The 24,795-nt window shown below is 53.2% G+C and carries 26 protein-coding genes; 17 read left to right on the top strand and 9 right to left on the bottom strand.

Features of this window, described 5'->3' with window-relative positions:
- Window positions 1–104 precede the first annotated feature (104 nt).
- Window positions 105–1,526: an MATE family efflux transporter gene (locus BISA_RS07620; protein WP_051917403.1), complete on the bottom strand. Its 1,422-nt coding sequence runs from the start codon at window positions 1,524–1,526 to the stop codon at window positions 105–107.
- A 196-nt stretch (window positions 1,527–1,722) separates the two neighbouring features.
- Here BISA_RS07620 and BISA_RS07615 point away from each other — a divergent pair, with 196 nt between their 5' ends.
- Complete coding sequence (locus BISA_RS07615; RefSeq protein ID WP_033891143.1) at window positions 1,723–1,908, top strand: hypothetical protein; 186 nt, start codon at window positions 1,723–1,725, stop codon at window positions 1,906–1,908.
- A 92-nt stretch (window positions 1,909–2,000) separates the two neighbouring features.
- Window positions 2,001–2,711, top strand: a complete 711-nt coding sequence (locus BISA_RS07610; protein ID WP_051917412.1) for a DUF1287 domain-containing protein — start codon at window positions 2,001–2,003, stop codon at window positions 2,709–2,711.
- An 8-nt stretch (window positions 2,712–2,719) separates the two neighbouring features.
- Here BISA_RS07610 and BISA_RS07605 read toward each other — a convergent pair whose 3' ends face one another.
- Window positions 2,720–3,085: a YccF domain-containing protein gene (locus BISA_RS07605; RefSeq protein ID WP_033891142.1), complete on the bottom strand. Its 366-nt coding sequence runs from the start codon at window positions 3,083–3,085 to the stop codon at window positions 2,720–2,722.
- A gap of 242 nt (window positions 3,086–3,327) precedes the next feature.
- Between BISA_RS07605 and BISA_RS07600 the strand changes: the two genes are divergently transcribed.
- The 15 genes from BISA_RS07600 (at window position 3,328) to BISA_RS07530 (ending at window position 15,291) form a co-directional block, all read left to right on the top strand.
- Complete coding sequence (locus BISA_RS07600; RefSeq protein ID WP_033891141.1) at window positions 3,328–3,762, top strand: hypothetical protein; 435 nt, start codon at window positions 3,328–3,330, stop codon at window positions 3,760–3,762.
- Between the two features lie 67 nt (window positions 3,763–3,829).
- Window positions 3,830–4,684 (top strand): deoxyribonuclease IV, encoded by an 855-nt coding sequence (locus BISA_RS07595; RefSeq protein ID WP_033891140.1) that lies wholly within the window; start codon window positions 3,830–3,832, stop codon window positions 4,682–4,684.
- An 86-nt stretch (window positions 4,685–4,770) separates the two neighbouring features.
- Window positions 4,771–6,858, top strand: coding sequence for a bifunctional indole-3-glycerol phosphate synthase/tryptophan synthase subunit beta (locus BISA_RS07590; protein WP_033891139.1), 2,088 nt, complete (start codon window positions 4,771–4,773; stop codon window positions 6,856–6,858).
- A gap of 100 nt (window positions 6,859–6,958) precedes the next feature.
- The gene (gene trpA / locus BISA_RS07585; protein WP_033891138.1) at window positions 6,959–7,828 is read left to right on the top strand and encodes a tryptophan synthase subunit alpha; all 870 of its coding nucleotides are present in this window, start codon (window positions 6,959–6,961) and stop codon (window positions 7,826–7,828) included.
- Between the two features lie 96 nt (window positions 7,829–7,924).
- On the top strand, window positions 7,925–8,860 hold the full coding sequence (gene lgt / locus BISA_RS07580) for a prolipoprotein diacylglyceryl transferase (RefSeq protein WP_033891137.1): 936 nt from the start codon (window positions 7,925–7,927) through the stop codon (window positions 8,858–8,860).
- A 59-nt stretch (window positions 8,861–8,919) separates the two neighbouring features.
- Complete coding sequence (gene rpe / locus BISA_RS07575; RefSeq protein ID WP_033891136.1) at window positions 8,920–9,588, top strand: ribulose-phosphate 3-epimerase; 669 nt, start codon at window positions 8,920–8,922, stop codon at window positions 9,586–9,588.
- A 48-nt stretch (window positions 9,589–9,636) separates the two neighbouring features.
- The gene (locus BISA_RS07570) at window positions 9,637–9,900 is read left to right on the top strand and encodes a phosphoribosyl-ATP diphosphatase (RefSeq protein WP_033891135.1); all 264 of its coding nucleotides are present in this window, start codon (window positions 9,637–9,639) and stop codon (window positions 9,898–9,900) included.
- Window positions 9,901–10,007: 107 nt separating this feature from the next.
- Entirely contained in the window at window positions 10,008–10,859 is an 852-nt protein-coding gene (gene hisG, locus BISA_RS07565; protein ID WP_033891134.1) for an ATP phosphoribosyltransferase, read from the top strand.
- A gap of 14 nt (window positions 10,860–10,873) precedes the next feature.
- Window positions 10,874–11,491, top strand: a complete 618-nt coding sequence (locus tag BISA_RS07560; protein ID WP_033891133.1) for a CDP-alcohol phosphatidyltransferase family protein — start codon at window positions 10,874–10,876, stop codon at window positions 11,489–11,491.
- Window positions 11,481–12,458 carry a DUF881 domain-containing protein gene (locus BISA_RS07555; protein WP_033891132.1) on the top strand — a complete coding sequence of 326 codons (978 nt, stop codon included), beginning with the start codon at window positions 11,481–11,483 and terminating at the stop codon, window positions 12,456–12,458. The genes BISA_RS07560 and BISA_RS07555 overlap by 11 nt, the downstream gene beginning before the upstream one ends.
- Entirely contained in the window at window positions 12,458–12,790 is a 333-nt protein-coding gene (locus BISA_RS07550) for a small basic family protein (protein WP_033891131.1), read from the top strand. Before BISA_RS07555 ends, BISA_RS07550 begins: the two co-directional genes overlap by 1 nt.
- Before the next feature lie 2 nt (window positions 12,791–12,792).
- Window positions 12,793–13,614 carry a DUF881 domain-containing protein gene (locus BISA_RS07545; RefSeq protein WP_033891130.1) on the top strand — a complete coding sequence of 274 codons (822 nt, stop codon included), beginning with the start codon at window positions 12,793–12,795 and terminating at the stop codon, window positions 13,612–13,614.
- A gap of 6 nt (window positions 13,615–13,620) precedes the next feature.
- Window positions 13,621–14,064, top strand: a complete 444-nt coding sequence (locus BISA_RS07540) for an FHA domain-containing protein (protein ID WP_033891128.1) — start codon at window positions 13,621–13,623, stop codon at window positions 14,062–14,064.
- A 78-nt stretch (window positions 14,065–14,142) separates the two neighbouring features.
- Window positions 14,143–14,775: a MerR family transcriptional regulator gene (locus tag BISA_RS07535; protein WP_033891127.1), complete on the top strand. Its 633-nt coding sequence runs from the start codon at window positions 14,143–14,145 to the stop codon at window positions 14,773–14,775.
- Window positions 14,776–14,889: 114 nt separating this feature from the next.
- The gene (locus BISA_RS07530) at window positions 14,890–15,291 is read left to right on the top strand and encodes a hypothetical protein (protein WP_033891125.1); all 402 of its coding nucleotides are present in this window, start codon (window positions 14,890–14,892) and stop codon (window positions 15,289–15,291) included.
- 147 nt (window positions 15,292–15,438) lie between these two features.
- On the opposite strand, the gene BISA_RS07525 is transcribed toward BISA_RS07530, so the two are convergent.
- From BISA_RS07525 to BISA_RS07495, 7 genes are all read right to left on the bottom strand, one after another.
- Window positions 15,439–16,158: an HAD hydrolase-like protein gene (locus BISA_RS07525; protein ID WP_033891123.1), complete on the bottom strand. Its 720-nt coding sequence runs from the start codon at window positions 16,156–16,158 to the stop codon at window positions 15,439–15,441.
- 156 nt (window positions 16,159–16,314) lie between these two features.
- Entirely contained in the window at window positions 16,315–16,662 is a 348-nt protein-coding gene (locus BISA_RS07520) for an RNA polymerase-binding protein RbpA (protein ID WP_033891122.1), read from the bottom strand.
- Window positions 16,663–16,752: 90 nt separating this feature from the next.
- Window positions 16,753–19,329 carry a DEAD/DEAH box helicase gene (locus BISA_RS07515; RefSeq protein WP_033891121.1) on the bottom strand — a complete coding sequence of 859 codons (2,577 nt, stop codon included), beginning with the start codon at window positions 19,327–19,329 and terminating at the stop codon, window positions 16,753–16,755.
- A 23-nt stretch (window positions 19,330–19,352) separates the two neighbouring features.
- Window positions 19,353–19,670, bottom strand: a complete 318-nt coding sequence (locus tag BISA_RS07510; protein ID WP_033891120.1) for a hypothetical protein — start codon at window positions 19,668–19,670, stop codon at window positions 19,353–19,355.
- Between the two features lie 9 nt (window positions 19,671–19,679).
- On the bottom strand, window positions 19,680–21,593 hold the full coding sequence (locus tag BISA_RS07505) for a helix-turn-helix transcriptional regulator (RefSeq protein ID WP_033891119.1): 1,914 nt from the start codon (window positions 21,591–21,593) through the stop codon (window positions 19,680–19,682).
- A gap of 158 nt (window positions 21,594–21,751) precedes the next feature.
- Window positions 21,752–23,284 carry a UTP--glucose-1-phosphate uridylyltransferase gene (locus BISA_RS07500; protein ID WP_193349262.1) on the bottom strand — a complete coding sequence of 511 codons (1,533 nt, stop codon included), beginning with the start codon at window positions 23,282–23,284 and terminating at the stop codon, window positions 21,752–21,754.
- A gap of 317 nt (window positions 23,285–23,601) precedes the next feature.
- Window positions 23,602–24,795 (bottom strand): tyrosine-type recombinase/integrase, encoded by a 1,194-nt coding sequence (locus BISA_RS07495; RefSeq protein ID WP_033891118.1) that lies wholly within the window; start codon window positions 24,793–24,795, stop codon window positions 23,602–23,604.

Here is a 24,795-nt window from a genome sequence, read left to right as displayed (position 1 = left end):
GTGATGATTTCGCCAAACCGGATTCATTCACCGATAATTGAGCCAACGGACAAGAAAATCATTCAACTTACGAATCCCGTGTGGATGACATCAGATTGTGGCGATTACTGATGTGTAATGCCGTTGGATCGCTTATTGAGAACACGAGGTCCTAATTCCGGCAGCATTACTATGAACAGCACCACGGCAAGTGCGGCGGTAAGCAAATCAGCGACAGCCTGTGCAGCAATCACGCCCTCGTATCCAAACAATCGCGAACCAACACCCAAAGTGAGCGCCAACATCACGCCTTGCCTGCTGATGGATAGTATGAAGGCGCCTAGGGCTTTACCTGTGGACTGGAACGTGCACGTGGTCACCATCACAATGGCCACGCACACTAGGCTCAGCAGTTGTATGCGAAGCATACCTGCGCCCAGCGTCACGATAGTCTCATTGTTGATAAAGAATCGCATCAATATACGGTCGGCAAGGCTCAACGCCACGGTCATAATGAGCGCGAACAGGCACAGGAACGCGTATGAGAAATGCATGATACCGCGAAGCCGGCTCATATTACGTGCACCGAAATTGTAGCCGATAAGGGGCTGCGCGCCGAAAGCGAATCCAGCGAAAATCAGTACGGCAATCATAACCACTTTCAGTGCAATGCCCATTGCCGCCACGGCATCCGTGCCATAGGGCAAGAGGAACAGATTGACCATGACTATTCCCACGCTTTGCGTGAGATTCGTAATCGCCGCAGGAATGCCAATAGCGAAGATGCTGCGAATCTCATGACCGGTGATATTGATGGTATGAACAGTTCGGCGAACAGTGTTGGTCAAGCGAGTGGCCTTGGCAAACATGAGTTTCGGGTGAATGGACAGGTTCTGACTGCGCGCAACAAGGAACCATATGTAGTAGATATCAGTGCAGATATTGGCGATTACCGTTGCACCGGCAGAACCCAAGGCTCCCCAGCCGAACACGTGGATGAACAACGGGTTGAGCATGATGTTAACGGCGGTACCAGCCATCGAACCGATCATGGATTCAACGGCATGCCCTTCGGTACGCAGCAGGTTCGTAGGCGTCATCGACACAATGATGAACGGCGAACCGATGATGATCAACGTGTAGAATTCACTGGCGTACTGCCAAGTGTCTTCAGTGGCGCCCAGCAAAGTAAGCATCTGTGGTCGGAATACCAGGCCAAAAGCTGCGATGATGATGCCGGTGGCAATGGCAGCGTAGAAGCAGAACACGCTGAGTCGCTTACCGTCCGCGTAACGATGCTGCCCGAACCATCGGGAGATGACCGAAGCGCCGCCGAGGCCGAAGATATCGCCAAGGGCGATCATCACCGTGAACACTGGAGCGGTCAGGGAAACGCCGGCCACCATATTCGTATTGCCCGTATGCGCAACGAAATAGGTATCCACCATGTTGTAAACCAGTGTGACCAGCATGCTGAGCACCACTGGCATGGCCAGCGAGAAATACGCTTTGGGAATCGGCGCTTTTTCGAATAGTGCGTTATCCATGTCTCGTTTTCTTTCTCATGTGCGGCGGCTAACCAAACCGGTGTCAATATCACGGGCATCATAGCCGGCACAGTGCGGACAAGCGACACGCCGATGTCGCGGCGAAGAATAATTGCCGGTTTGCAGACATCATCTCAGGTGACGGATTTGTATTGTCCTTTACCAAAGCGGCAAAGCATGGCGCTACCATAAAACCATGAGTGTAAATTGGTGGCGAGTGGCCCGAATCGCGTGCTATGTGCTATTGCTGATTAGTGCCATAGGCGACAATCTGTTGGTTGCCATTATTGCTGCGATTGCGATTGCACTGGACATAATCGAATACTTCTGGGACCGTTATAAGCGGAATCAGAACAACCAACAATCTGCAGGCGAAAAGTGATACAGCGTAACACTCACCGCCGAACGAAGCTGATTGTTGCTGTTGCGATTATCCTGGCACTGGTGTTCGGCGGTGTGCTCGCCATACGGCATATGACAAGCTTGCCTTGGCAGTCGATAGCAGATGCGGTCACCTCTCGGATAGCAGGCACCGCCTCAGGCATTACTTCACAGGATTCGGATGCTTCGACAATGCCAGCAGATGAAGCCAATCAGAAATATCCGAAAGCAGTAAGCCCGGTCGATTTCAATGGTAATGGAGTCGATGATTATGCGGATATCGTTGCCGGAGCGCGCAAGGACGCCCAGGCCAAACCACAATATGATGATGGCTACTATCAAGGCGGCTATCCACCTGACGACCGTGGCGCATGCACCGACCTGGTATGGCGAGCATTCCGCGAGGCCGGTTATGATCTCAAAGCTATGGTGGACGCGGATATCGCCGCAGACCCAGCTTCCTATGCCGCAGTCGCACCGAATCCCGACCCCAACATCGACTTTCGCCGAACCGGCGTGCTGGACGTATTCTTCGCCAAATACGGGCAAAGCCTCACCACTGATCCTACTGACAAAGCGTCATGGCAAGGTGGGGATATCGTGGTCTTCAACCACACCAAACACATTGGCATCATTTCGGACAAACGCGATAGCAACGGCATCACTTACGTATTGCACAACATGGCACAAAACAATCGCGAAAACGATTATCTGGCATTCGCCCATCACATGAACGTAACCGGCCACTACCGATTCGACGCATCCAAGGTGCCGCAACAGGTACTGAAAGTCTGGCAGCAGTAAATTATGGATTACAGATTCTCGATTTGCGCGCCGAATGGCCAGAGCGCCAGTTTCGCCATTTTGAAGGACTGCAAACCAAACGGAATACCGATGATGGTAATGCAATTGAGCACGCCGGCAGCTACATAACTCAGTGCCATCCAGATGCCAACCAGTACCACCCACACAATGTTGGCCAGTATGGAGCCGAAGCCGCCGCCGTAACGTACAGTTTTACCGAATGGCGTCAATGTAAGACCTGCCATCTTAAAAGCTTGGATGCCGAGCGGAATGCCGACAATCGAAATACATAGCACAAGTCCCACCAAGGCCCAGCCAATGGCGATTTCAATGCCGCCAAGAATAATCCACAAAATATTACCGATGAGTCGCATCTCAATCCCTTCCTCAGTACACGTTTATGCCAATAACATTCCATTATCGCGCGGATTTGTGCACGGGATTATCGGGAATTTCCCCGATATTGCCCTGAAAAAAATGAGATGCCATCGAATTGTCCGAGAATGGTGTGCGCAGTATTGGTGCAGAAGGCAAGAGACGGAAATCAATGACATGTGATGCGGATGATACTGTATGCGAGACGACCGTGATTGCTGCCCATAGGAAAGGATCCTGCATGATGAATACACAAGACAGGCAAGGATACCGATGGGGTGTCGTGATTGCAGGTATTGCGGTGCTGGTTGTCGTCATGCTGTGCGTTGTCGCGAATCGTCCGGCGGATACCTCGCATGTCCAATACACGTACTCGGCATCCAGCAAATTCAGCAAGGCTCAGCTTGATGCAGCTGGCAAAACCGTCACTCGATCTTTCTCTGGATTCACTGGCTGCACGCTGAACAAAGTCTCATATGATGAGTCCACGGCCGATAAGTTCTTGGACTGGGAATACGACGAGAATGATCGAGAGCGTATGTTCGTAGCCACGGTTGACTTTACTTGCGATGGCAGCGACATGTCCCTATCCAAGGGACCCCAATCCATGAGCTGGTATCTGCGATTGAATGATGATGGCAAAACCTGGAAGGAAATTGACCACGGTAACGGGTGAAACCGGGCTGGGCCGGCTACCGTAAAATATCGGTAGCAATGTAGTCAATGATAAGGAGAAGGGAAGCATGGAATTGTTCATCGGGTCGCATCTGTCAACGACTGGCGGATGGAACGCATTGCTCAAGCGCTCCCGTGATGAGGATGGCACGGCATTCGCTTTCTTCCCGCGTTCTCCATACGGCAAGCGTTCGAAAGCGCTGAATCCGGCACAAGCAGGGGAGTTCGGTGCACGGTTGAAAGCAGAAGGCTATGGGCCGTTGGTAGTACATGCGCCTTATGTCTACAATCTCGCAGGTAAGGATGAAGCTAAGCGCCAATTCGCCATCGAAGCATTGATTGAAGATATTGAGCTGTTGACTCCGATTCGCGAAGCCGGGCAGGAGACCTACATCAACATTCATCCGGGCTCCCATGTGGGGCAAGGCGCCGAAACCGGCTGCAGACTCATCAGCGACGGGCTCAATCAAGTTATCGAACGCGCGAACGGCATTCCGGTGCTGCTAGAGACTATGGCAGGCAAAGGTACTGAATGCGGTCGTAGCTTTGAAGAACTCGCCACCATCATGAGTGGTATTGAAAACAAGGCAAACATTGGCATCACCTTCGACACCTGCCATGTGTTCGACGCAGGCTATGACCTGGTGAACGATTACGACGATGTGATGAGCCAATTGGATGAGACCATCGGTCTGAACACAGTCAAAGCCATCCATGTGAACGACTCCCAATTCGGGCTTTCCTCGCACAAAGACCGTCATGCCAACATCGGTAACGGACAACTGGGTATTCCGTTCTTCACTCGTCTTGTGAACGACCCGGTTATGGCGAAGCTGCCAATGATTCTGGAAACCAAGGAACAGACGCAGGACACTCACCGTGAGGAGATCACGCTGCTGCGTTCGCTCGTAAACCAGCAGTAAATAGCCCAGAATGTAGGACGGGCGCGGCCTTTACCCTCGCAGTGACCTAGAGTGACGCATGATCGACTACCAGCAAAGGGAGGATCATGTCGGTTCTGGACGAATTGGTAGCGGGCGCGCTGGAAGACCAGCAGACCCGTGAACGCACCGTGTCACTGGAGGATGTCAAGAAGGCTGCATTTGCGGCTTCGGCTCCGATAGACGCGACGCGATGGCTTAAGCGCGCGGACGGCATCCCGGTGATTGCCGAAATTAAGCGCGCATCTCCGTCCAAGGGCCACCTGTCTGATATTCCGAATCCGGCTGGTCTAGCTCGCGAATACGAGAAGGGCGGTGCAAGCGCGATTTCCGTGCTTACCGAAGGCCGCCGTTTTCTCGGCTCGCTTGACGATTTGGATAAGGTTCGCGCAGCCGTGCATATTCCGGTGTTGCGCAAGGATTTCATCGTTACTGATTACCAGATTTACGAGGCCCGTGCTCACGGTGCCGATTTGGTACTGCTGATTGTGGCGGCACTCGACGATGCCAAGCTCAAGCATCTGCTCGACTTGGCGCACGAGCTCAACATGACCGTGCTTGTGGAAACGCATACGCGTGAGGAAATCGAACGTGCACGCAAGGCCGGTGCCCGTGTGATCGGTATCAACGCCCGCAACTTGAAGAACTTGCGTGTGGATGTCAACAAATACAACGAACTGGCTGCCGATTTGCCGGAAGACGTTATCAAAGTGGCGGAATCCGGCGTATTCGGTGCAGTGGAAGTAGAAGATTACGCCCGCGCGGGAGCGGACGCGGTCTTGGTTGGCGAGGGTGTGGCCACCGCCGACGATCATGAACTTGCAGTGGAACGACTAGTAAAGGCAGGAGCACAAGTGAAAGCATCCGAAACCACCCCGTTAAGCGAACATCAGGGACCGTACTGGGGACAGTTCGGCGGCCGTTACGTGCCGGAAGCCCTCATCACCGCACTTGATGAACTTGAGCGCGTCTACAACGAAGCCAAGGCCGATCCGGAATTCCATAAGGAATTCATGACCCTGCAGCAGCGCTATGTAGGCCGTCCGAGCCCTCTGACCGAAGCTCCTCGCTTCGCTAAACTCGTGAAAGACAAGACCGGTCTTGATGCACGCATCTTCCTGAAGCGAGAAGACCTGAACCACACGGGTGCCCACAAGATCAACAATGCACTCGGTCAGGCATTGCTCGTCAAGCGCATGGGCAAGACCCGTGTGATTGCCGAAACCGGTGCCGGCCAGCATGGTGTGGCCACCGCTACCGTATGCGCCATGCTCGGCCTCAAGTGCCGTATCTACATGGGGCAGATTGACGCCCGCCGTCAGGCCCTGAACGTGGCTCGTATGCGCATGCTTGGTGCTGAAGTGGTCGAAGTGACCCTCGGCGACCGCATTCTGAAGGATGCCATCAACGAAGCTCTGCGCGATTGGGTGACCAACGTCAAAGATACGCATTACCTGCTTGGTACGGTTGCTGGTCCGCACCCGTTCCCGGCTATGGTGCGCGACTTCCAAAAGATCATCGGTGAAGAAGCAAAGCAGCAGCTCAAGGACTGGTACGGCATCGACCATCCGGACGCGATTTGCGCCTGCGTGGGCGGTGGCTCCAACGCCATTGGCGTAATGAATGCTTTCCTCGATGATGAGCGTGTGAACCTGTACGGTTACGAGGCAGGCGGCAACGGACCCGAATCCGGCAAGCATGCCATTCGCTTCGCACCCGGTACCGGCCAGCTTGGCATGTTCCAAGGTGCCAAGAGCTACCTGTTGGAGACCGACGAAGGCCAAACCCTCGACACGTACTCCATTTCCGCGGGCCTTGATTATGCATCCGTTGGCCCTGAGCACGCATGGCTGAAGGATATTGGCCGCGTGAACTATTCCTGGGCTACCGACGAGGAAGCTATGAACGCCTTCCGTGACCTGAGCCAGACCGAGGGCATCATTCCCGCTATCGAAAGCTCCCATGCTGTGGCCGGAGCCTACAAGGCAGCCGCGGATTTGAAGGCCAAGGGATACGACAAGGCCGTGATGATTATCAACATCTCTGGTCGAGGCGACAAGGACATGGCCACCGCGGGCAAGTGGTTCGGCTACCTGACTGATGATCAGGCCAAGGCCTTGGAAGTCACTGGAGCACACGGCAACACCGTGGCATGAGTTACAGCAAATAAGACGTGTAGATACCTCCCCTTTAGTCAGCTTCGCCGGCAGCTCCCCTCCAGAGGGGAGCCAGGGAGGTCAGAAGGAGATTTTTGATATGACCAATACAGCAACCACGCCATCCGGCCAGCCGCTGGGCATCAGCCACAAGCCCAGCCAGACCGAGGCAATGTTCACCAAGTTCAAGGCCCAGAACAAGCCCGCCTTCATCGGCTATCTGCCGTATGGATTCCCCGACCCGGAAGTATCTCTAGACGCGCTCAAAACGATGGTTGAGCATGGCGTTGACGCCGTGGAAATTGGTTTGCCCTACTCTGACCCGGTGATGGACGGTCCGGTGATTCAGGCCGCATCCTCCATCGCCTTGAAGAACGGCGAGACCATCAAGCGTGTGTTCGAAGCCGTGGAGACTGTGGCCAATGCAGGCGGTGTGCCGCTGATTATGAGCTACTGGAACCTCATCTACCACTATGGCGTCGAACGATTCGCCACCGATTTTGAGAACGCCGGTGGTGCCGGTCTCATCACCCCGGATTTGATTCCGGATGAAGCGGGGGAGTGGATTGAAGCCTCTGATCGCCACGGCCTGGATCGTATCTTCCTGGTCTCTCCGGATTCCGCGGACAACCGTCTGCAAACGGTAGCCCGCAACGCTCGTGGCTTTGTCTACGCTGCAGCCCGCATGGGCGTCACCGGCGAACGCTCCACCATCGATGCATCCCCAGAAGTACTCGTGGAGCGTACCCGCAAGGCCGGCGCCAAAAACGTGTGCGTGGGCATCGGTGTGTCCACCGCCGAACAAGGGGCCAAGGTCGGCTCTTACGCTGATGGTGTGATTGTCGGCTCCGCTTTGGTGCACACGCTGCTTGCGGACGATAACAAGACTGCTCGCGATACCGCTGAAGGTTTGAAGCTGCTCGCCGCCAAGAGCGAGGAACTTGCTGAGGGCATTCATAACGCTCGATGAACTTTTTGGCGAGTCACTACCTTGTTTCGTCCATGACGCAGTAGGGTAGTGACTCGGCAGACACGAGCAAATGAATACGGTACAACACGAGGCATCATGAATCTGGCTTATATTCCTTCACCAACCTTCTCACAGTTCAAGATTGGTCCGGTCACCATCCACATGTACGCCATTTGCATTCTGGTGGGTATTTGCGTGGCCGTATGGATTTTGACCAAGCGTTGGAAGCGCTATGGCGGTACTTTCGACCAGATTCTCGATACCACATTGGTCACCGTACCCTGCGCTTTGGTGGGGGCGCGCCTCTACCATTGCATTACCACGCCGTACGATTACTTCCCCCCTACGGGCAATCTCATCAATCTCGTCAAGGTGTGGGAAGGCGGTATGGCCATCTTCGGAGGCATCTCCGTAGGCACGTTGGCCGCATTCCTGTGGTGCCGTCACAAGCATTACCCATTCGCCATTTTTGCGGACGCCATCGCTCCGGCATTGCCCGTGGCGCAAGCTATCGGTCGACTGGGCAACTGGTTCAACCAAGAACTGTACGGTTGGCCCACAAATCTGCCGTGGGGGCTGAAGCTCAATGATGCCGATGCCATCGGCAAATCCGAAATCTGCTACAACGGCTCACAGTGCCCGGATTACAAGACAACGCTGTTCCACCCCACTTTCCTCTATGAAATGATTTGGAACCTCATTGGCGCAGCACTCATCATCTACATCGGCTCCAAGTTGTATGACCGTCTTAAGGCTGGCCAGCAATTCGCCATGTACCTGATGTGGTATGGGCTCGGCCGTACTTGGATTGAGAACGTGCGTATCAACTATTCGACGGTTATTCTGGGTCTGAGAACCAATGTGTGGACGGCAATCATTGTCTTCATCATCGGCTGTGTGCTTTTCGTGGTGCTCTACCAGTATGGGCCTGATTCCAAAGTGCAGGCGCAACGCCTTGCCGCCGTCACCGCCGATGAGCTTGAGCGCCAGCGCATTCAGGAAGAGCGAGACGCTCAGAAGAAGCGCAAGTAACAAGAAAAACGTGGAAAATAGTACAACCAAGTCCCATTACAAAGATAAGGTAAGGAACCATGAGCAAGATCGCAATCGCACCCAGCATTCTGTCCGCCGACTTCTGCAACCTTGAGCGTGACCTCAAGGCCATCTCCAACGCTGACCTGGTTCACGTTGACGTTATGGATCATCATTTCGTGCCGAACCTGACTCTTGGCGAGCCTATCGTTGGCCGCATCTGCCAGGTTACCGATCTGCCGGTTGACGTACACCTGATGATTGAGGATCCCGATCGTTGGGCTCCGGAATATGCCAAGCTCGGCGCCGCATCCGTCTCCTTCCACATGGGTGCCACCCATGCCCCGGTTCGTCTGGCTCGCCAGCTGCGCGACATGGGCTGCAAGGCCTGCTTCGCCGTTCGCCCAGCTGAACCGGTAGAGCCGATTTTCGACATCCTCGATGAGTTTGACATGATTCTTGTCATGACCGTTGAGCCCGGCTTCGGTGGTCAGAAGTTCCTGGACAACCAGATGGCCAAGGTTCGCCGTCTGCGTGACGAAATCACTCGCCGCGGTCTGAAGACCCGTATCCAGGTCGATGGTGGCGTGAGCCCCAAGACCGCTCATATCGTGGCTGAGGCAGGCGCTGATGTGCTCGTGGCCGGTTCCGCCGTGTACGGTGCCGAGAGCCCGGCACAGGCCATCGATGATATCCGCGCCAAGGCCGAAGCCGCTTACAAGGACTGAAATTAACAAGGTCGCCTAGCCATAGGCTTCCATAAAGGACATTGCATTATGAAGACGTTTGAATCCCTGTTCGCTGAACTTTCCGAAAAAGCCAAGACCCGTCCTGAAGGTTCTCTGACTGTCGATGAGCTCGACAAGGGCACCCACTTCATCGGTAAGAAGATTATCGAAGAGGCTGGCGAAACCTGGATGGCCGCCGAATACGAAGGTGCTGACCGTACTGCTGAGGAGATGAGCCAGCTTCTCTACCATGTGCAGGTCATGATGATCAAGCACGGCCTCACCCTTGAGGATGTCTACAAGCACCTGTGACCTTTCAAGGCCCGGCGCGTAATGCCGGGCCTGTTGGTCTTTGGACCGATTAGCGCAACACTTCATCACCAACCAACAACAACTCCCAATAGGGGAGAGGAGTAGTCATGCTGAGAATCGCCGTACCCAACAAGGGAATGCTGTCCGAGCCGGCATGGAATATGCTCGCCGAAGCAGGGTATCGTCTGCGTACCAATCCGCGTCAGCTTGTGGTGCAGGATCTCGACAACGATATTGAACTGTTCTACCTGCGTCCGCTTGACATCGCCGTATACGTCGGCCGTGGTGCCATCGATGTGGGCATCACTGGAGAAGATTTGCTGAAGAACTCCGGTACCGAGGCACTTGAACATATGCCGCTCGGCTTCGGAGCCTCAACTTTCCGTTTTGCAGCTCCGAACGATTCTCCTATTTCCACGTTGGAGGATATTCAGGGCAAGCGTGTGGGCACCACGTTCGACAAGCTGGTTCATGATTATCTGGTGGAGCACGGTGTTGAAGCCGAAACCATTCACTTGGATGGTGCTGTGGAATCTTCCGTTCAGCTGGGCGTGGCTGATTTGATTGCCGATGTGGTCTCCACTGGCACCACGTTGCGCAACGCCGGTCTGCGTGTGTTCTCCGAACCATTGATGCATTCCGAGGCCTGCCTTATTCGTTCTCCGCGTCTGGACGAGAAGGATCCGCGCCTGGCAGTGCTCACCCGCCGACTTCAGGGCGTGCTCACCGCACACCAGTATGTGCTGATGGACTATGACATTCCGGTAAGCAAGGTCGCCGCCGCAGTGGCTGTCACTCCAGGCTTCGAAAGCCCGACCATTTCTCCTCTGCATGATAAGCAGTGGAACGCTGTACGCGTCATGGTGCCCAAGGCCAAGGTCAACCAGCTTATGGATGATTTGTATGAAGTCGGCGCACGAGGCATTATCGTCACTGCATTGCAAGCATCACGCATCTAAACTGTAAAGCCGTTATGACCCAACAGAACACCGATAAGCAGTACAGTCCGGAAGCCCGTGATATCTATTTCACGATTCCGAATCTGATCAGTGCATTACGAATCATTTCGATTCCATTTATCACAGCACTGATTTCACGCCATAGCATGGTAGAAGCATTGGCACTCATCGCCATTTCTTCGGCATCCGATGGTGTGGACGGCATTATCGCTCGTAAATTCAATCAGGTGAGCAAGATTGGCCAGATTCTCGATCCTCTGGCCGATCGCCTGCTGATTATATGCTCGATTCTGGCTTTGGGCATTGCCAACATCATTCCTATGTGGATGCTGATTGTGGTAGGCCTGCGCGATTTATGGATGGCAATTCAGGTTATATGGCTTGCCCAGTATGACTACGGTCCGCTGCCGGTGCATTTCGTCGGCAAAGCCGGTACAGCTCTGCTTATGATTTCCATCGTTGCACTGATTGTGGCTGATTTGGGTTCCAACCCGTTCTTCCATACGCTGTATTTGGCCGCTCTTGCCGCCGGCGTTTGGGGTATCGCCATGTACTGGCTCGCCGGATACATCTACACCCGCCAGGGCATTGAATTGTTGCGTAAGGAACTGGGGGAGAAGTATGGCGCTTGATTCCGTTGCGCCGGTCTCGTTTCCTGTATCAGAGGATAACGCGCCGGTGCATCGTCGCGCCATTTTCTCATCCTCCATATCCGGCATAGATTCCCATCATGCGTTAGCGCACGATGACGCAGCCGCCATTCGTACTCGCCGCCGGCGTAAGACCGATGACGATTCGCTGCGGTTGATTGACGATTTGGTCAATCGTCCAATGGACCCGATGTTCTCGGACTCCCGATTGGTTCATGAGCATCGTTCCGCTTTTTCCATTTGGTTCAATCGCATCATTGTTTTTGTGATTTGTGTTGGCGTGGGTTTCGCGGGCAGTCTTTTCGTGCAGCAGCTGCAATCAGATCCACGTAAACAGGTACGGCAGACTCTGGTGAGTCAGCTTGAAGATCGTAATGATCAAATTCAGCAGCTTACTGGCGATGTGAATGAGCTAAAAACTCAGGTCGACAACCAATCGAAGAAAATATCCGGCAATGTGAAGAGCAGTACATTGCTGCAGGATGAAATGGTTAACGGCACTGTGCGAGTCACCGGCCCAGGCATTACCATGACGCTGGCTGATCCGATCGCAGCCAGCCAATCCGATCAGTCCACCTCAACTCGCGTTGGCACAACCAGCAATATTCGAGTCATCACCGACCTTGATCTCCAACAGTTGGTGTCGCTCATGTTCAGCAATGGTGCCGAAGCAATAGCCATCAACGGTAACCGTATCGGCGCGCAAACCTCCATTCGCAAAGCAGGAGGCCATATTCTGATTGGCATGACCGCCATCGAAAGCCCCTACAGCATTGAAGCCATAGGCGACAAAAACGTATTGGCGGAACAAATGGGGCAGAAGAAACTCAAAAGCCTTTACGATTCATTCAAAAAAGCCGGTATCTACCCACAGGTAAGTACATCGAATTCGATTACACTTGAAGCAGCAGTGTCTGGTGATATCCAGTATGCAGAGAGGAATAAGTGATGGCAGCCGTTCTAGGTCTGATTATCGGTGTTGTCGTCGGCGTGTTCGTTAAGCCGGACATCCCTGTGGTGATGCAGCCCTACTTGCCGATTATGGTGGTCGCCGCATTGGACGCATTGCTCGGCGCCGCTCGTGCTTACTTTGAACGGAGCTTCTCAGACCGCGTGTTTGTTATCTCCTTCCTTGCCAACGTCATCACCGCAACACTGTTGGTGTTCCTGGGCAATCAGTTGGGCGTAGGCTCTCAGCTGCAGACCGCAGTCATCGTGGTACTGGGCATCCGCATCTTCTCCAACGTGTCCGCCATCAGGCGCTTTATCTTTAGAGGCTGACGATGGCACGTAGATCACGCTCGGATAACATGCTGGAGAAGCTGCACGACCAGCATGCCCAAGACAAGGTTAACGACCGGATGGAAACCGGTTCATTCCCCAAAGTGCGCAAAAAGCCTCGCAGGGATTTGAACGCGCATTCCAACCGCTCCCGCCTTATTTCCTCTATTCTGGTCATGCTCATGTGCGCATTATTGGGCTTTGCATACATGAGCCAGATCAATAACAGCAAATCCACGTATGAAACGTTGGATGAAAACGAACTTGTGCGTTTGCTCAACGAATCAAACACTCAGATTTCCAATCTTGAGCAGCGCAAAACGCAATTGTCCAATCAGCTGAATTCTTTGAAATCTGCTGCGAACGAGCAGGAGCAGGCTCGCAAAATCGCCAAGCAGAATGAGGAAACAAGCGGTTTGATTTCCGGCAGATTGCCGGCGCGCGGCAGGGGAGTGACCGTTACCATCAGCAGAGGCACCGAAGCTAAGGTTGATGCATCGATTATGTTCAATCTCATTGAAGAGCTTCGTAACGCCGGTGCTGAGGTTATGGCCATCAACAGTGTTCGCGTAGTGGCATCCACATACATTCAAGATACCGATGACGGACTGATTTGTGACGGTACGACCATCAAACCGCCGTTTGTGGTTAAAGCCATCGGCAACCCACAGGAGCTCTCCAACGCGGTCGATATCGCAGGCGGTGTTGGAGCTCAGCTTCAGGTTAAATATGGTTCCAGCGTCGATGTACAATCCTCGGATAACATCATCATTGACGAAGTACGCGAAGCTACGCAAAATAAGTACGCGAAGACGGTAGAATGAGGAGTTATGACTGATCCGATTCCAAGCGCAGGCGAAACCACCATTATCGGTTTGCCTGCTATTAATGTATTGCCCGTTACCTCCACTGGCGACCGTCCCCTGACCCAGGAGGATCTGGATACGATCACCCGTTTGGCTGAGGGAACGGCACTGCTGATTTCCACCAGGGGAGCGGTTTCCGGTTCCCGTTATCTGCTTGACGAGGATGAGATTACCGTTGGTCGTGATCCTCGTGCGGATATTCTTCTGGATGATTCCACGGTTTCCCGCCAGCACGCAGTATTCCGCCGCGTCAACGGACAGTTCTCCGTTATCGATGCAGGCAGTCTGAACGGTACCTATGTGAATCGTCAGCGTGTCGATCAGGCCGTGCTGAAGAACGGCGACGAAATCATGATCGGCAAATTCCGACTTGTATTCTTCACTAAATCCGCTGTTATTTCTCACTAAGCGGACCCTCCGATGAACTTACACTGGTCTGAGCAATGGTAATCCACAGTTCAGGCCAGTGTAGGTAAGGAGTGTGCGATGGGAGCCACCGGACTGCATCTTCATATTCCGCTCGAGGAGCGTGAGAACTTGAACGATGAAGCGATTCAGGGGGAGTTGTTCTCCACTGCTGATGAGCAAGAGGTGAAACGCGGCTATCGAGGTACTGTTGCGTCTAAAGTAGCCGGTATCACCTATCGTCAGCTTGATTATTGGGCTCGCAAACAGATTGTTGAGCCATCAATAACACCGTCGCATGGTTCAGGATCACGCCGATTATATTCATTCAAAGATGTGGTCATTCTTGCTGTATCCAAAAGGCTTCTTGATGCCGGAGTCAATCTGCAGAATGTCACGGCTGCCATAGGATTCCTTATCCAGCGAAGCAGTGATCAGCTGGCGAATGTGACCATCATGTGCGATGGCCAGCATGTGCACGAGTGCACTACGAGCGAGCAAATGCTCGAGTTGCTGCAAAGCGGCAAAGCTGTGTTCGCAGTGTCTGTAGGCTCGCTGTGGCATCAGATTGAGGCCGCATTAGAGCACGAGGATTATGTCGATTTGGAAGCGCAGTCGGTGAAAATCAGCACTAATCGGCCGATTGATGAGCTGACCGCAATGCGTATGCGCAAAAAACTTGAAGCGCGCAGACTGCAACGCGAAATGGCTTAGCCGTCGAAAATTATTTGGACGATTTGTTGAGCATATCAGCAAATCGTCTTTCTTTATCCGCGCAAAACTGATGTACCAATATGAACTGACTGAACTAGACAACATGGAGACGATATGACGATGTTTGTCGAATTACTGCCGGCATTGCTGTGGATTATCGCAGCCGTACTAGCATTCAACATCATTTGCGTGACCATTATGCGAGGTCATTTATTTATGCCACGTAGCAAACGTCCGCCTGTATATCCGGTCAGCTGGAACATGGTGATGCTGCATGTTGTGTCGTTTGTTATGGCAATTGTGCCGTTTCCCGTATATGCGTTGACCGCTGGTTATATGGATGTTGATGTTCGCGATTTCTATGAAATGAATGCTTTGGCCGCGGCTATCATCATTATTGTTTTGGTGATGCTTGAGATTGTGGTCATGTATGTGCAAGCACATAATGCGATGGAAACCGAAATGGATCGGCAACTTGGCGTTGCCGTCCATAAGAATGACGATATGGCAAAATAGCCGATAATGTACGTTATGTCAGATTGGATTGTACTTTTATCTTCTGAGATGAGAGTCACTCCCGTATCGGACTTACTTCACAAGTAGCTGGAGGGTATTGTATCTGCAGATACAATACCCTCCAGCGTCAAATTCCAATAAGGTCAATCAGTGTGAAGCGAAGTAACGGTTCACTGCATCTTCGAGCTGATCAGTCGTCTCAATGATTTCGTAGACGCCGTGTTCTTCCATTTCACCTTCCGGCGCATAACCCCAACGGCATCCAATAGTGTCCAACCCACAAGCACGGGCACCATCGATATCGGTATAACGGTCGCCGATCATCACGGCTTTATCCCCCTGTGCCGGGTCAAAGCCAATCTTGTCGAAGCAATAACGGATAACCTGATCCTTGTCGAGACGAGTGTTGTCTTTGGACGCGCCGTAAATGCCATCGAGCAATTCGGTCAGGTGGAAATGCTCGCAAATCGGAATGCACTGGTATTCAGGCTTGCAGCTGGCCAATGCTAGATAATAGCCGTCCTCGCGAAGCTTCAGAAGCTGCTCGCGGATACCTGGGAATACCACATTCACCAAGCGGCCGGGCACCTTGTTGCCAGGCTCATTCGGATCGTCGAATACGGCTTTATCCGCGTAATAGCTGCGGTAGATGTCGACTGCATGGTCGAGCTCGTCGGCCGGCACATGGTTACGTGCCAGGGATTCGATAATGGCAGGTCCGATGAATCGCTTCAGCTCAGCGTCGTCCGGTACAGGGCGACCCAGCGCTTCAAACGTCTTAACAACGGATGCGATGATACCGCCATCAGACTTAGTCAGCGTGCCATCGAGATCAAGCAGAACCACATTCCTCGGATGCTGTGCCATGAAGGTACTCCCCTGTTTTCTTTCTTGAGATGTGCGTTGCCGATGCTGTATCCAGCAGTATGAGCAACATGTCCAGCAATGATTATGCCCAGTCGCTTTGACTGGGCATAAGTTTACGTGTTGTTCAACTTGCTCCGTGAAATTAGGAGCAAATCATCACTCGTAATCAGGAATCCAACCGTCACGGTGCATTTGCAGACGCTTCTCGAGCAGCTTGGCAAGTTCTTCCTCACTGCGGCGTTCCAGCAGCATATCCCAATGCGTACGGCTCGGCTTGCTGATCTCGTCAGCTTCACGGTCATCATCGCCTTCGCGATGTGCCACGGAACCACAACGGCATTCCCACTCATCCGGCACTTCAGCGCCTTCAGCGAACGGCAAGATGGTACGGTGACCCTTCGGGCACACGTATGCCACATCGTTCCTTGCGGCGAAATCCACATTATCGTCGGATTCCAGCGACTTCGCTCCGATGCTCATACCCCTAAGGCTACGTTCTGCCATATTGGCATCCTCCTTGCAATTTCAGTAACCGTACTACTGTACGCAACAGTTCGGACTTGGTACCTATTCCCGTACCGATGATTCAGCTGATTATTCAACTCCGGAATAGGAGACAATTCCTCGATTGACACGGTCCGCTGCCTCATGGGCGATGTCTTGCAGTGCATCTCCCCCATCCATAGGCAACGATCCTGCAACGGCAACCTGTTGAAGTACATCAGCCAGACGTTTTGCGGTACGCACAAAATCACCGCCGGTCATGTCGGTGCCGTACAAGCAGGATGCCAGTGATCCACCATCTGCCCACTCGTACATGATATCGACGATGCCGCAGTCAGGTTGCTGCATTTCATCAAGACCGTGATCCTCGCACAACATATCGATGTCAGCGCATATGCCTTTAAGTTGTGACGAGGCGATCGCAATCCTACCGGAAATGCCACCTGGATAATGGCGGGGTTCCCCTTGTGAACCTCGGCGTGATTCATAGACAAGACTGGACAGTACGGCGGCGAATCCTCGAGCGTCGAGTTTGTTGAACGTTCCCGCCAACAACGCTTCGCATAATTCGAGGTCATGCTCACTGTAGATTCGACGCAGCAGTCGGCCTTTATCCGTAAGCGTCATATCGATATGGCCTGAATCATGCTCATGCTTATCCAAATAACCAAGCTGGCACAGGATATCGCATATATGATCGAATTGTCTTGCCACGGAACCGGTGCGTGAATCATAACGATTCTGTACTCGTGCGAGTTCTCGTGTCTCTCGCGCCCACCGATGACCCCACTTGAGATGCTGCTGAAGGTCCGGGCAATTACGGCAAGGATGCTCACGTTCGGCTTTGCGCAGCGTACTGATTTTCTCATCGAGTTGTTGGAACGCATGGGTACGATCCTGCTCGGTGAGGAATATTTCATGCTTGAGTTTGCGGCGTCCTTCTTTTTCAACCTCGCTTAACTGCATGCGAATGGTCATGAATTCCTTGAAATCACCATGATTGCATTGGAACGCCTGTTCATAGCCTTCCAAAGCGTTCTTCAATGTGGTGATTTGCGATTCGAGCTGCCATGCCGATTCGTTGGCTTCCCATTGCGCGAATGATTGATCCAACGTGACGCGTGCGGTCTCATAATCGCTGGTGTTCAGCAGATTCACAGCCATATTGAATGTTGGCCGGAAACTGGAGTGCAACGGGTAAACACGCTTGGATGACAGTGCTGCTGCAGTAGCAGGTACGAAGTCCTGATGATCAACCACAATGGCATGGCCAATCGTATCGATGCCACGTCTGCCAGCACGGCCAGTGAGCTGAGTGAACTCTCCTGGCGTAAGTGCCACATGGCCGGTTCCATTGAACTTCTCGAGCTTTTCCACCACCACGCAACGCGCTGGCATATTGATACCCAAAGCCAGTGTCTCAGTGGCGAACACCATTTTGACGAGCCCCTCTTCAAAGAGCCGTTCGACAATCTGGCGGAATAAAGCAATCATACCGGCATGATGTGAGGCAAAACCTTCTTCCAGAGCAAAACGGAACCTCGAGAAATGAAGGGCCTTCAAATCCTCTTGACTCAGTTGCCCAGACACCATTTCATCTACGATGCGGCGAATCTTAACCGCTTCCTCATCGGTGGTGAGCTCCAGACCAGCATTGATGCACTGTTCCACAGCTTGATCGCAGCCATTACGAGAGAAGATGAAGTAAATACCTGGAAGCATGCCGAGGAAATTCAACTCATCGACTACCGCCCAGCGGCGAGGCGTATGACGCTGCGGTTTGGGCATATGGCCTTTCGGGCCTTTCCCCTTGAACCCTTTACGCTTGTCTGGACGCTGTTCACCGCGGCGTCGTGCCGCCTTGCGGTCAAATCTATCCAGCGTATTGATGAGTTCCGGATTGAGCTTGGTGGTCTGCTGACCGTTGCCATCCCTGCGGTATAAATCAAGGACCTCAGGTTCGGTATGATCATCAGCCTGCACAATAACATGCTGTTCAAGCGGCACCGGACGATGCTCGCTGATAACCAGTTTGGTGTCTCCGCGAACCGAGGAAATCCAGTTCGAGAAATCTTCCACATTGGATACGGTGGCCGATAGGCCAACGATTCTCACCGTTTGCGGCAAATGGATGATAACCTCTTCCCAAACCGGCCCACGGAAGCGGTCGGCGAGATAATGCACCTCATCCAAAATCACATAGCGCAATGCCGTCAAGGTTGTTGAACGCTCATAAATCATGTTGCGGAGCACTTCAGTGGTCATCACCACGATATCCGCTTCGGAATTGATAGAGGTATCTCCAGTGAGCAGGCCTACCTTATCCTGGCCATAAATCTCCACCAAATCATGGTATTTCTGGTTGCTTAGCGCCTTAATGGGAGTGGTGTAGAACGCTTTGACATTACGTTCCTGAGCAAGATATATGGCAAAGTCAGCTACCACTGTTTTACCGGCACCGGTAGGCGCTGCAACCAGTACATTGCTGCCTTGTTCCAATGCCTCATTGGCTTCGGTTTGGAAATCGTCTAAATCAAAGGGCAGCGTTGCGGCAAACCGTGCTGCAATCGATGCTCTGCGCTGCTTGACCTTTTGGAATGATGCGTACCGTTGCGAAGGACTCAGCGTTGTTGATGCTTCATTCTTCTGATGATGGTGACGTGCCATAATGTCTTCCGCCTAGTAGTTGACTAGTTGTTGAACCGCTTCCACCTATTCCACGCCTGGATATGGCGTTCCCGCTTGGCTGCCTTACGCTTGATGACCTCCGCATGAGCGTCCGCATATCGATCCTGCGCCGCGCTCAAAGGTTGTGTGAACGATACGGGCGCCATAACACAATCATCACCGTCCGTATCGTTCATTTCGGCGAACTTCTCTCCGAGTTGTCCGCCGATTTCACTCACATCTCGTAATGCATGCATGCCATGCACTCCGGCATACACTAGTCCGGCGATGATCATGGCCAGCATGAACAACGCCAGCACCAGCCATATCCACCAAGGCATGGAAGCTCCTTACTTATCTGCGCTCAAGCTGAGTTCTCGCTCCGCTCGAGCGATAATCATCGTACGAAGCGTATCTGGTGCGACCGCCGTGATATGGCGCGCATGAGCGATGCAGAATGCCACGAACCAGGAATCAGAAGATACAGTCAGATGCACCTTCTCCCCTGCTCCGCACTGCTCTACAGTGGCTCCCGGCAGAGTCTTAATAAATGGCAAATCCGTTTGATCGGTAATGAATACCGCTTCGGTACCATTATCGAAACTCCATTTGCGCAATTCACTGACAGGCATGTTCGGCACATCGATGGTCTTTGTGGGTTTCACCACTTCGGCCTTTTCGATGCGTGCCAGACGCAAGACCTGCCATGTGCGAGGCTTGCCATTCGCCTTATCGATGGTCTTGTCCTTAGAGACGTAAGCCTTCTTCTCCTTAGGAGCTGCCGCGCCAACGTCAGTATAGACGGCCGCGTAGTAGACGCCTTCATCGATAAAAATCTTGGCAGGAGCAACGAGCTTGCGGCGTGTACGACCAGTACCATCGGTGTATTCCATATCAAGCAGCGAATCAGTGTTGATTGCACGCTTGACTACGGAGAAGCTACGCGGTTCCAATTCATAACCGGTCAAGCTCAGCCACGGGGTCTGACCGGGGCTGACATGGCGGCGGAGGCGCGTGCACAATGATTCGGCCTGTGCACGCTGCTTATCAGGCAGCAATGGTGAGTGAGCCAAGTAGCTGACTGAAGCGGTCAGCATACTGAGATACTGCGGCGAGATGCCAGCCAGACGTTCCAATCCCAGCGAATTCGTGGCGGAAACAATGCCTTCGGCATCCAGCAGTGGCCAATCGATATCAAAGAACTGGCTACCGGCCATTTCGCCGTCGTCAGACACCGTGGTGAGAGTGTTGATGTCCTTATGAATGATGTTGACGAATTTCTTCAGCTCATCATCATTCTTCGGCTTGCCGATAAATCGTACAGCCAGTTCGCTCATCGAGAATTCTTCCCCGAGGTGAGCGGAAAGGAACAGCATCAACCTCAGACGGCGGTCCACTTCACTGCCGGTCTGGAATGCAGAGCCGTTCTTCTTGTTCTGAGCCTTAATCGATTCAGGATCACCGGGTTCGCTGACATCACGGCTAATGGAAGGCGATACCACGGAAGCGCTGACAGGGCCAGCGGATTCATCCGCAAGCGTGAACTGGCTGGCGGCATGCAGACGACGATGGTAGGCATCCACAGCTTCCTGCGGGCTGACGATAGTGGCGCCCGGATGTTCAAGCACATACATGGCCAAATCATCGGAATCCGTGTATGCCACATTCAGATGTTCGCCATCCACGTCTACAGTGGCCGCGAAACGACGCGAATCAATGACCTTGACCAAAGAGTCAGGAATATGCTGCGTTCCTAAGCCGGGTGCAATGGAATCCAAGCCCAGTCCTGGGATCGGCGTTTGCGGCACACGAGGTGTAGTACGTGATGCGCGCTGTGCGACCTGCGACTGGTCAGGTTCAGAAGAGATGGCCATAGAGCGAGCCAAATAATTGGCTGCAGCAAGCACGGGCATGTCTTCTGGTTCAAACATGAGCCGGATACGAGGTTCATCACCTAGTTGAAGGCGATAGGATGCGAAATCCTGACCTTCAGACTTGGAAGAATATTCAGGTTGCCTTGATTCAATGGCGATTCCCATAGCCGCAAGCTTGGCGCGATCACGCTGGAATTGCTTGGCAAATGCAGCCTTGGCTGCCTGATCGGCAAGCTCCCCATAGGAGTCCGCATATGCCTTGACTCGCTGCGCAATTTGGCGAGAAGTCAGCCATTGCGGGAATGCGGATGACAACACAGCCAGTACGTCTAGCTCGTGCTTGCCCCACTTGTCGGAAAAACGCCGACGCCCGCTTGTACCTTCTGCCATTAGTCCTCACGTATAGTTATTGTTTCTTTATAAGTGTGCGATTGTTATTCGCACTTCCTCTATCTTAGAGGCTTTTTTCCATGATATGCGTCATTTCGCAAAATTTAACGGCCCTTTTTTGTCGGGGCCGTTAAATTTCTTGAAATTTTGCGGTGAAATCACACCCAATCATCCGGTTCGATGCCTTGCGGGCCAACATATTCACCGTTCGGCACGTAGCTCGGCTCTTCCTTATCTTCAAGTTTGGCATCAGCGAACATGATCACATCACGGCCGAATGTCCAGTCGCCCTTGATTGTTACCGAATTTGCAGCAGCCAATGATGGTACTGCATAGGGGAAACGCTCGTCGAAATCATGGATGTTCTTGTAGAAGCGCGGGTCCAGCTCGACATTCGGGAAGATGTAATTACCGTCCTCCATCTCATAGCTATCGGTCAGATGGAAGCGATCGGAACGCATAATGAACAAATCATTAGTGGTCTTTACAGGCAGGAAGCGCATACGATCAACCTGTACGCAAATGGCACCGTTGAACAGTCCAATTGCCGCTCCCATAGCAGTTTCCAACTGGATAACCTGTTCCGAATCCGAGTTGGTGGGATCGACGGTCTTCTTGTTGCGAATAACTGGCAACGGCAACACGCCATTGTATTCAGCGAGCTTGGCTTTCAGCGCATCGATACGAATCCAAATCGAATTCGTATTGAAATACGGATGCTTGGTGATGTCCTGTGCCGCAGCCTTATCGTCCGGGTGCACCTGGCTCATTTCACGCAACATTAAGCGGCCGGTCTTCTTATCGCGTACGATATGGCCGCCCTTACGGTCTGCTGGAGTGCGTATGGCCACCTCGGCCATGAATGGTGCTCCAGTGTTTTCGAAGTGCTGCGCCAACGTGCGTGAAGGACGAGCACCAAGGTTATCCGAGTTGGAGATGAACAGGTACTCGAAGCCATGCTCTTCCAACACATCCAGAAGGCCTGATTCCCAAATGGTGGAGAACAGGTCACCGTGTCCGGGTGGGCACCATTCCAAATCGGGATTCTCAGGGAAGCTCACCGGCTCACCGGTCGCGGCCACAAGCTTTGGCTCCTGATGCTGGATGATTTCCATCGGAATTTCGGTCTGCTCGAACTTGCGATTATGCTTCAGCACCTTCATGGTATCCGCTGAGGTGCGGAAGGAATTCATGAAGGTCAATGGAAGTTCGACATTCAAACGGGTGCGTGCGGTAAGCACCTGGCCGATGATGATGTCGATAAATCGCATCTGCTTGGCCTTATGACGACGTACGGGGAGCAACGACTTGGCACATTCGAGACCCATCGAGGTGCCAAGGCCACCGTTGAGCTTCAGGAACGCTGTCTTTGCGAAAGCATCCACGGCCTTATCATGGTTGATGGTCTCATAAACATCGTGGAAGCTGGGTACCCGTTCCAGCGGTTCGACATCATCCTCGCGAATCCAACTGGAGGCTTCTTCCCGACGCCAAACATCGAATAGATGGTGGAATTGGTTGATGGCTGTTTCGGTCATGCCCTGTTCACGCATCTTGGCTGCCGAATGCTCGAAAATTGCTTCATCGGTATTCTTGACAGCTGAGGGATTGACGGAAGTAGCGGCAGTGATGTCAGTGTTGGAGTCCACTCCCCCGTTACTGAGCTGAGTGCCATCGTTCTGTTCGGTCATTCAGGTCCCTTTCATCAAAACTACAAGGCACAAGTCTATCGCTTGAATCGATGGAATGTGGCGCAACAAGCCTAATAAAGAGGTGGTTTTATGGTGAACATAGGGTGATTGATGCGTTTATCGGGGTGATAGTTCCTCATATATAGGGGGGTACGGAACCCTAGAACGCACATTACCTGTGGCCTAAGGCCATTGAAATCATGCCTGGCAGGACAAAAAGAAAAAGCTCGGAATCGTTGATATTCCGAGCTAAATCGTCGGACCAGCGGGATTTGAACCCGCGACGGTAAAACCCGAGAGTCCTACTGCCGCTTGAATTACGCAGCTTCGGAAACATCGTTTGGGCACATTTTGGGCACACCTTCACGTAGCAGCAGCTCCCCCATGCGCTCCGACAGTTCGTCCAGGTCATCGGCGAACAGGTCGGCGTACACGTCCAACGTCATGGCCGCGCTCTTATGGCCGAGCTGATGCTGCACGGCCTTCACGTTCGCGCCGGACTTGACCATGAGGCTCGCCGCCGTATGCCTTAGATCATGCACGGTGAGACGCGGCACCTCGGCTCTGATGCACGCCTTCGCGTACCAGCTGCGGTCGTCCGATTTCGGCGAATGCGGCTGATGCGTGTAACCGTCCTTGGTGGTTGGATCCGGGAACAGCAGATTCTCCGGACGTTTCCCCTCGCAGAGTTGGCGCAGCAGCGGTTCCAACGCGTCGGGGTACATGATCCTGCGCATCTCCCAGGTCTTCGGGGTTCCGATTATCATGCGGCGTCGTACTTGGGTGGCGCTCTTGTTCACGTCGATGCGATGCGCGGTGAAATCGATGTCCGCGACCGTGAGCCCTACGCATTCACCCCATCTGAGACCTGTGAGCCCCAACGTCAATACGAGGATGCTGCGTTGGAGCGTGGTGCATGCGGCGGCCAGCGCATACAATTGCTCGACGGTCAGATACGTGTGTTTGGATCTGGCCTTGCGTGGCAGTTCGATGCCTCGCACCGGGTTGTCGGGGATACGCCGGTCGGCTTTCGCATCATCGAGTATCCCGGCTAGTATGCCGTGCGCCCGGAGCACGACGCTCGCGCTTTTCGGCTTCTCCACCCATATCTCATGGCCGTTCTCGCCCACGCCCTTGGTGCCTTGGCTTATCTTCGCCGCCCATTGCTGTGCCTTCTCGCGGGTGACCGCCGCGACTGGGATGCTTCCCCATTCTGGTTTCACCCACTTGTTCCATGAGTCTTCAAGATCGTCGTAGTAGCTGGGTTTGGTGCCGAGCTTCTTTTTGGCCAGCCACGCGTCGGCCAGTTCGCCGACCGTGATTTTGCCGGCCTGCGGGTCGATGTATATGCCTTTGGCCTTGGCGGTGGTCACGTGTTCGGCCGCCCAGTTGGTGGCGTCGATTTTCCTTTTGAAACCACGCTGTTTGGTCTGCGAGCCGTCCGGCTTCCGGTAGCGCACCATGTATCTGGTTTCGCCATTGCTGGTCTGGTATTTGACTATGGTGGCCAT

The sequence above is a fragment of the Bifidobacterium saguini DSM 23967 genome, from assembly GCF_000741715.1.
Taxonomy (GTDB): domain Bacteria; phylum Actinomycetota; class Actinomycetes; order Actinomycetales; family Bifidobacteriaceae; genus Bifidobacterium; species Bifidobacterium saguini.
Note: the sequence above shows the minus strand (reverse complement) of the source record. Positions and strands in the feature narration are given on the sequence as shown.

Bases quoted from the DNA above. Each gene is read 5' to 3' on its own strand.
- BISA_RS07620 (WP_051917403.1), bottom strand. From the start codon at position 1,526: ATGGATAACGCACTATTCGAAAAAGCGCCGATTCCCAAAGCGTATTTC.
- BISA_RS07615 (WP_033891143.1), top strand. From the start codon at position 1,723: ATGAGTGTAAATTGGTGGCGAGTGGCCCGAATCGCGTGCTATGTGCTA.
- BISA_RS07610 (WP_051917412.1), top strand. From the start codon at position 2,001: ATGACAAGCTTGCCTTGGCAGTCGATAGCAGATGCGGTCACCTCTCGG.
- BISA_RS07605 (WP_033891142.1), bottom strand. From the start codon at position 3,085: ATGCGACTCATCGGTAATATTTTGTGGATTATTCTTGGCGGCATTGAA.
- BISA_RS07600 (WP_033891141.1), top strand. From the start codon at position 3,328: ATGATGAATACACAAGACAGGCAAGGATACCGATGGGGTGTCGTGATT.
- BISA_RS07595 (WP_033891140.1), top strand. From the start codon at position 3,830: ATGGAATTGTTCATCGGGTCGCATCTGTCAACGACTGGCGGATGGAAC.
- BISA_RS07590 (WP_033891139.1), top strand. From the start codon at position 4,771: ATGTCGGTTCTGGACGAATTGGTAGCGGGCGCGCTGGAAGACCAGCAG.
- trpA (WP_033891138.1), top strand. From the start codon at position 6,959: ATGACCAATACAGCAACCACGCCATCCGGCCAGCCGCTGGGCATCAGC.
- lgt (WP_033891137.1), top strand. From the start codon at position 7,925: ATGAATCTGGCTTATATTCCTTCACCAACCTTCTCACAGTTCAAGATT.
- rpe (WP_033891136.1), top strand. From the start codon at position 8,920: ATGAGCAAGATCGCAATCGCACCCAGCATTCTGTCCGCCGACTTCTGC.
- BISA_RS07570 (WP_033891135.1), top strand. From the start codon at position 9,637: ATGAAGACGTTTGAATCCCTGTTCGCTGAACTTTCCGAAAAAGCCAAG.
- hisG (WP_033891134.1), top strand. From the start codon at position 10,008: ATGCTGAGAATCGCCGTACCCAACAAGGGAATGCTGTCCGAGCCGGCA.
- BISA_RS07560 (WP_033891133.1), top strand. From the start codon at position 10,874: ATGACCCAACAGAACACCGATAAGCAGTACAGTCCGGAAGCCCGTGAT.
- BISA_RS07555 (WP_033891132.1), top strand. From the start codon at position 11,481: ATGGCGCTTGATTCCGTTGCGCCGGTCTCGTTTCCTGTATCAGAGGAT.
- BISA_RS07550 (WP_033891131.1), top strand. From the start codon at position 12,458: ATGGCAGCCGTTCTAGGTCTGATTATCGGTGTTGTCGTCGGCGTGTTC.
- BISA_RS07545 (WP_033891130.1), top strand. From the start codon at position 12,793: ATGGCACGTAGATCACGCTCGGATAACATGCTGGAGAAGCTGCACGAC.
- BISA_RS07540 (WP_033891128.1), top strand. From the start codon at position 13,621: ATGACTGATCCGATTCCAAGCGCAGGCGAAACCACCATTATCGGTTTG.
- BISA_RS07535 (WP_033891127.1), top strand. From the start codon at position 14,143: ATGGGAGCCACCGGACTGCATCTTCATATTCCGCTCGAGGAGCGTGAG.
- BISA_RS07530 (WP_033891125.1), top strand. From the start codon at position 14,890: ATGACGATGTTTGTCGAATTACTGCCGGCATTGCTGTGGATTATCGCA.
- BISA_RS07525 (WP_033891123.1), bottom strand. From the start codon at position 16,158: ATGGCACAGCATCCGAGGAATGTGGTTCTGCTTGATCTCGATGGCACG.
- BISA_RS07520 (WP_033891122.1), bottom strand. From the start codon at position 16,662: ATGGCAGAACGTAGCCTTAGGGGTATGAGCATCGGAGCGAAGTCGCTG.
- BISA_RS07515 (WP_033891121.1), bottom strand. From the start codon at position 19,329: ATGGCACGTCACCATCATCAGAAGAATGAAGCATCAACAACGCTGAGT.
- BISA_RS07510 (WP_033891120.1), bottom strand. From the start codon at position 19,670: ATGCCTTGGTGGATATGGCTGGTGCTGGCGTTGTTCATGCTGGCCATG.
- BISA_RS07505 (WP_033891119.1), bottom strand. From the start codon at position 21,593: ATGGCAGAAGGTACAAGCGGGCGTCGGCGTTTTTCCGACAAGTGGGGC.
- BISA_RS07500 (WP_193349262.1), bottom strand. From the start codon at position 23,284: ATGACCGAACAGAACGATGGCACTCAGCTCAGTAACGGGGGAGTGGAC.
- BISA_RS07495 (WP_033891118.1), bottom strand. From the start codon at position 24,795: ATGGCCACCATAGTCAAATACCAGACCAGCAATGGCGAAACCAGATAC.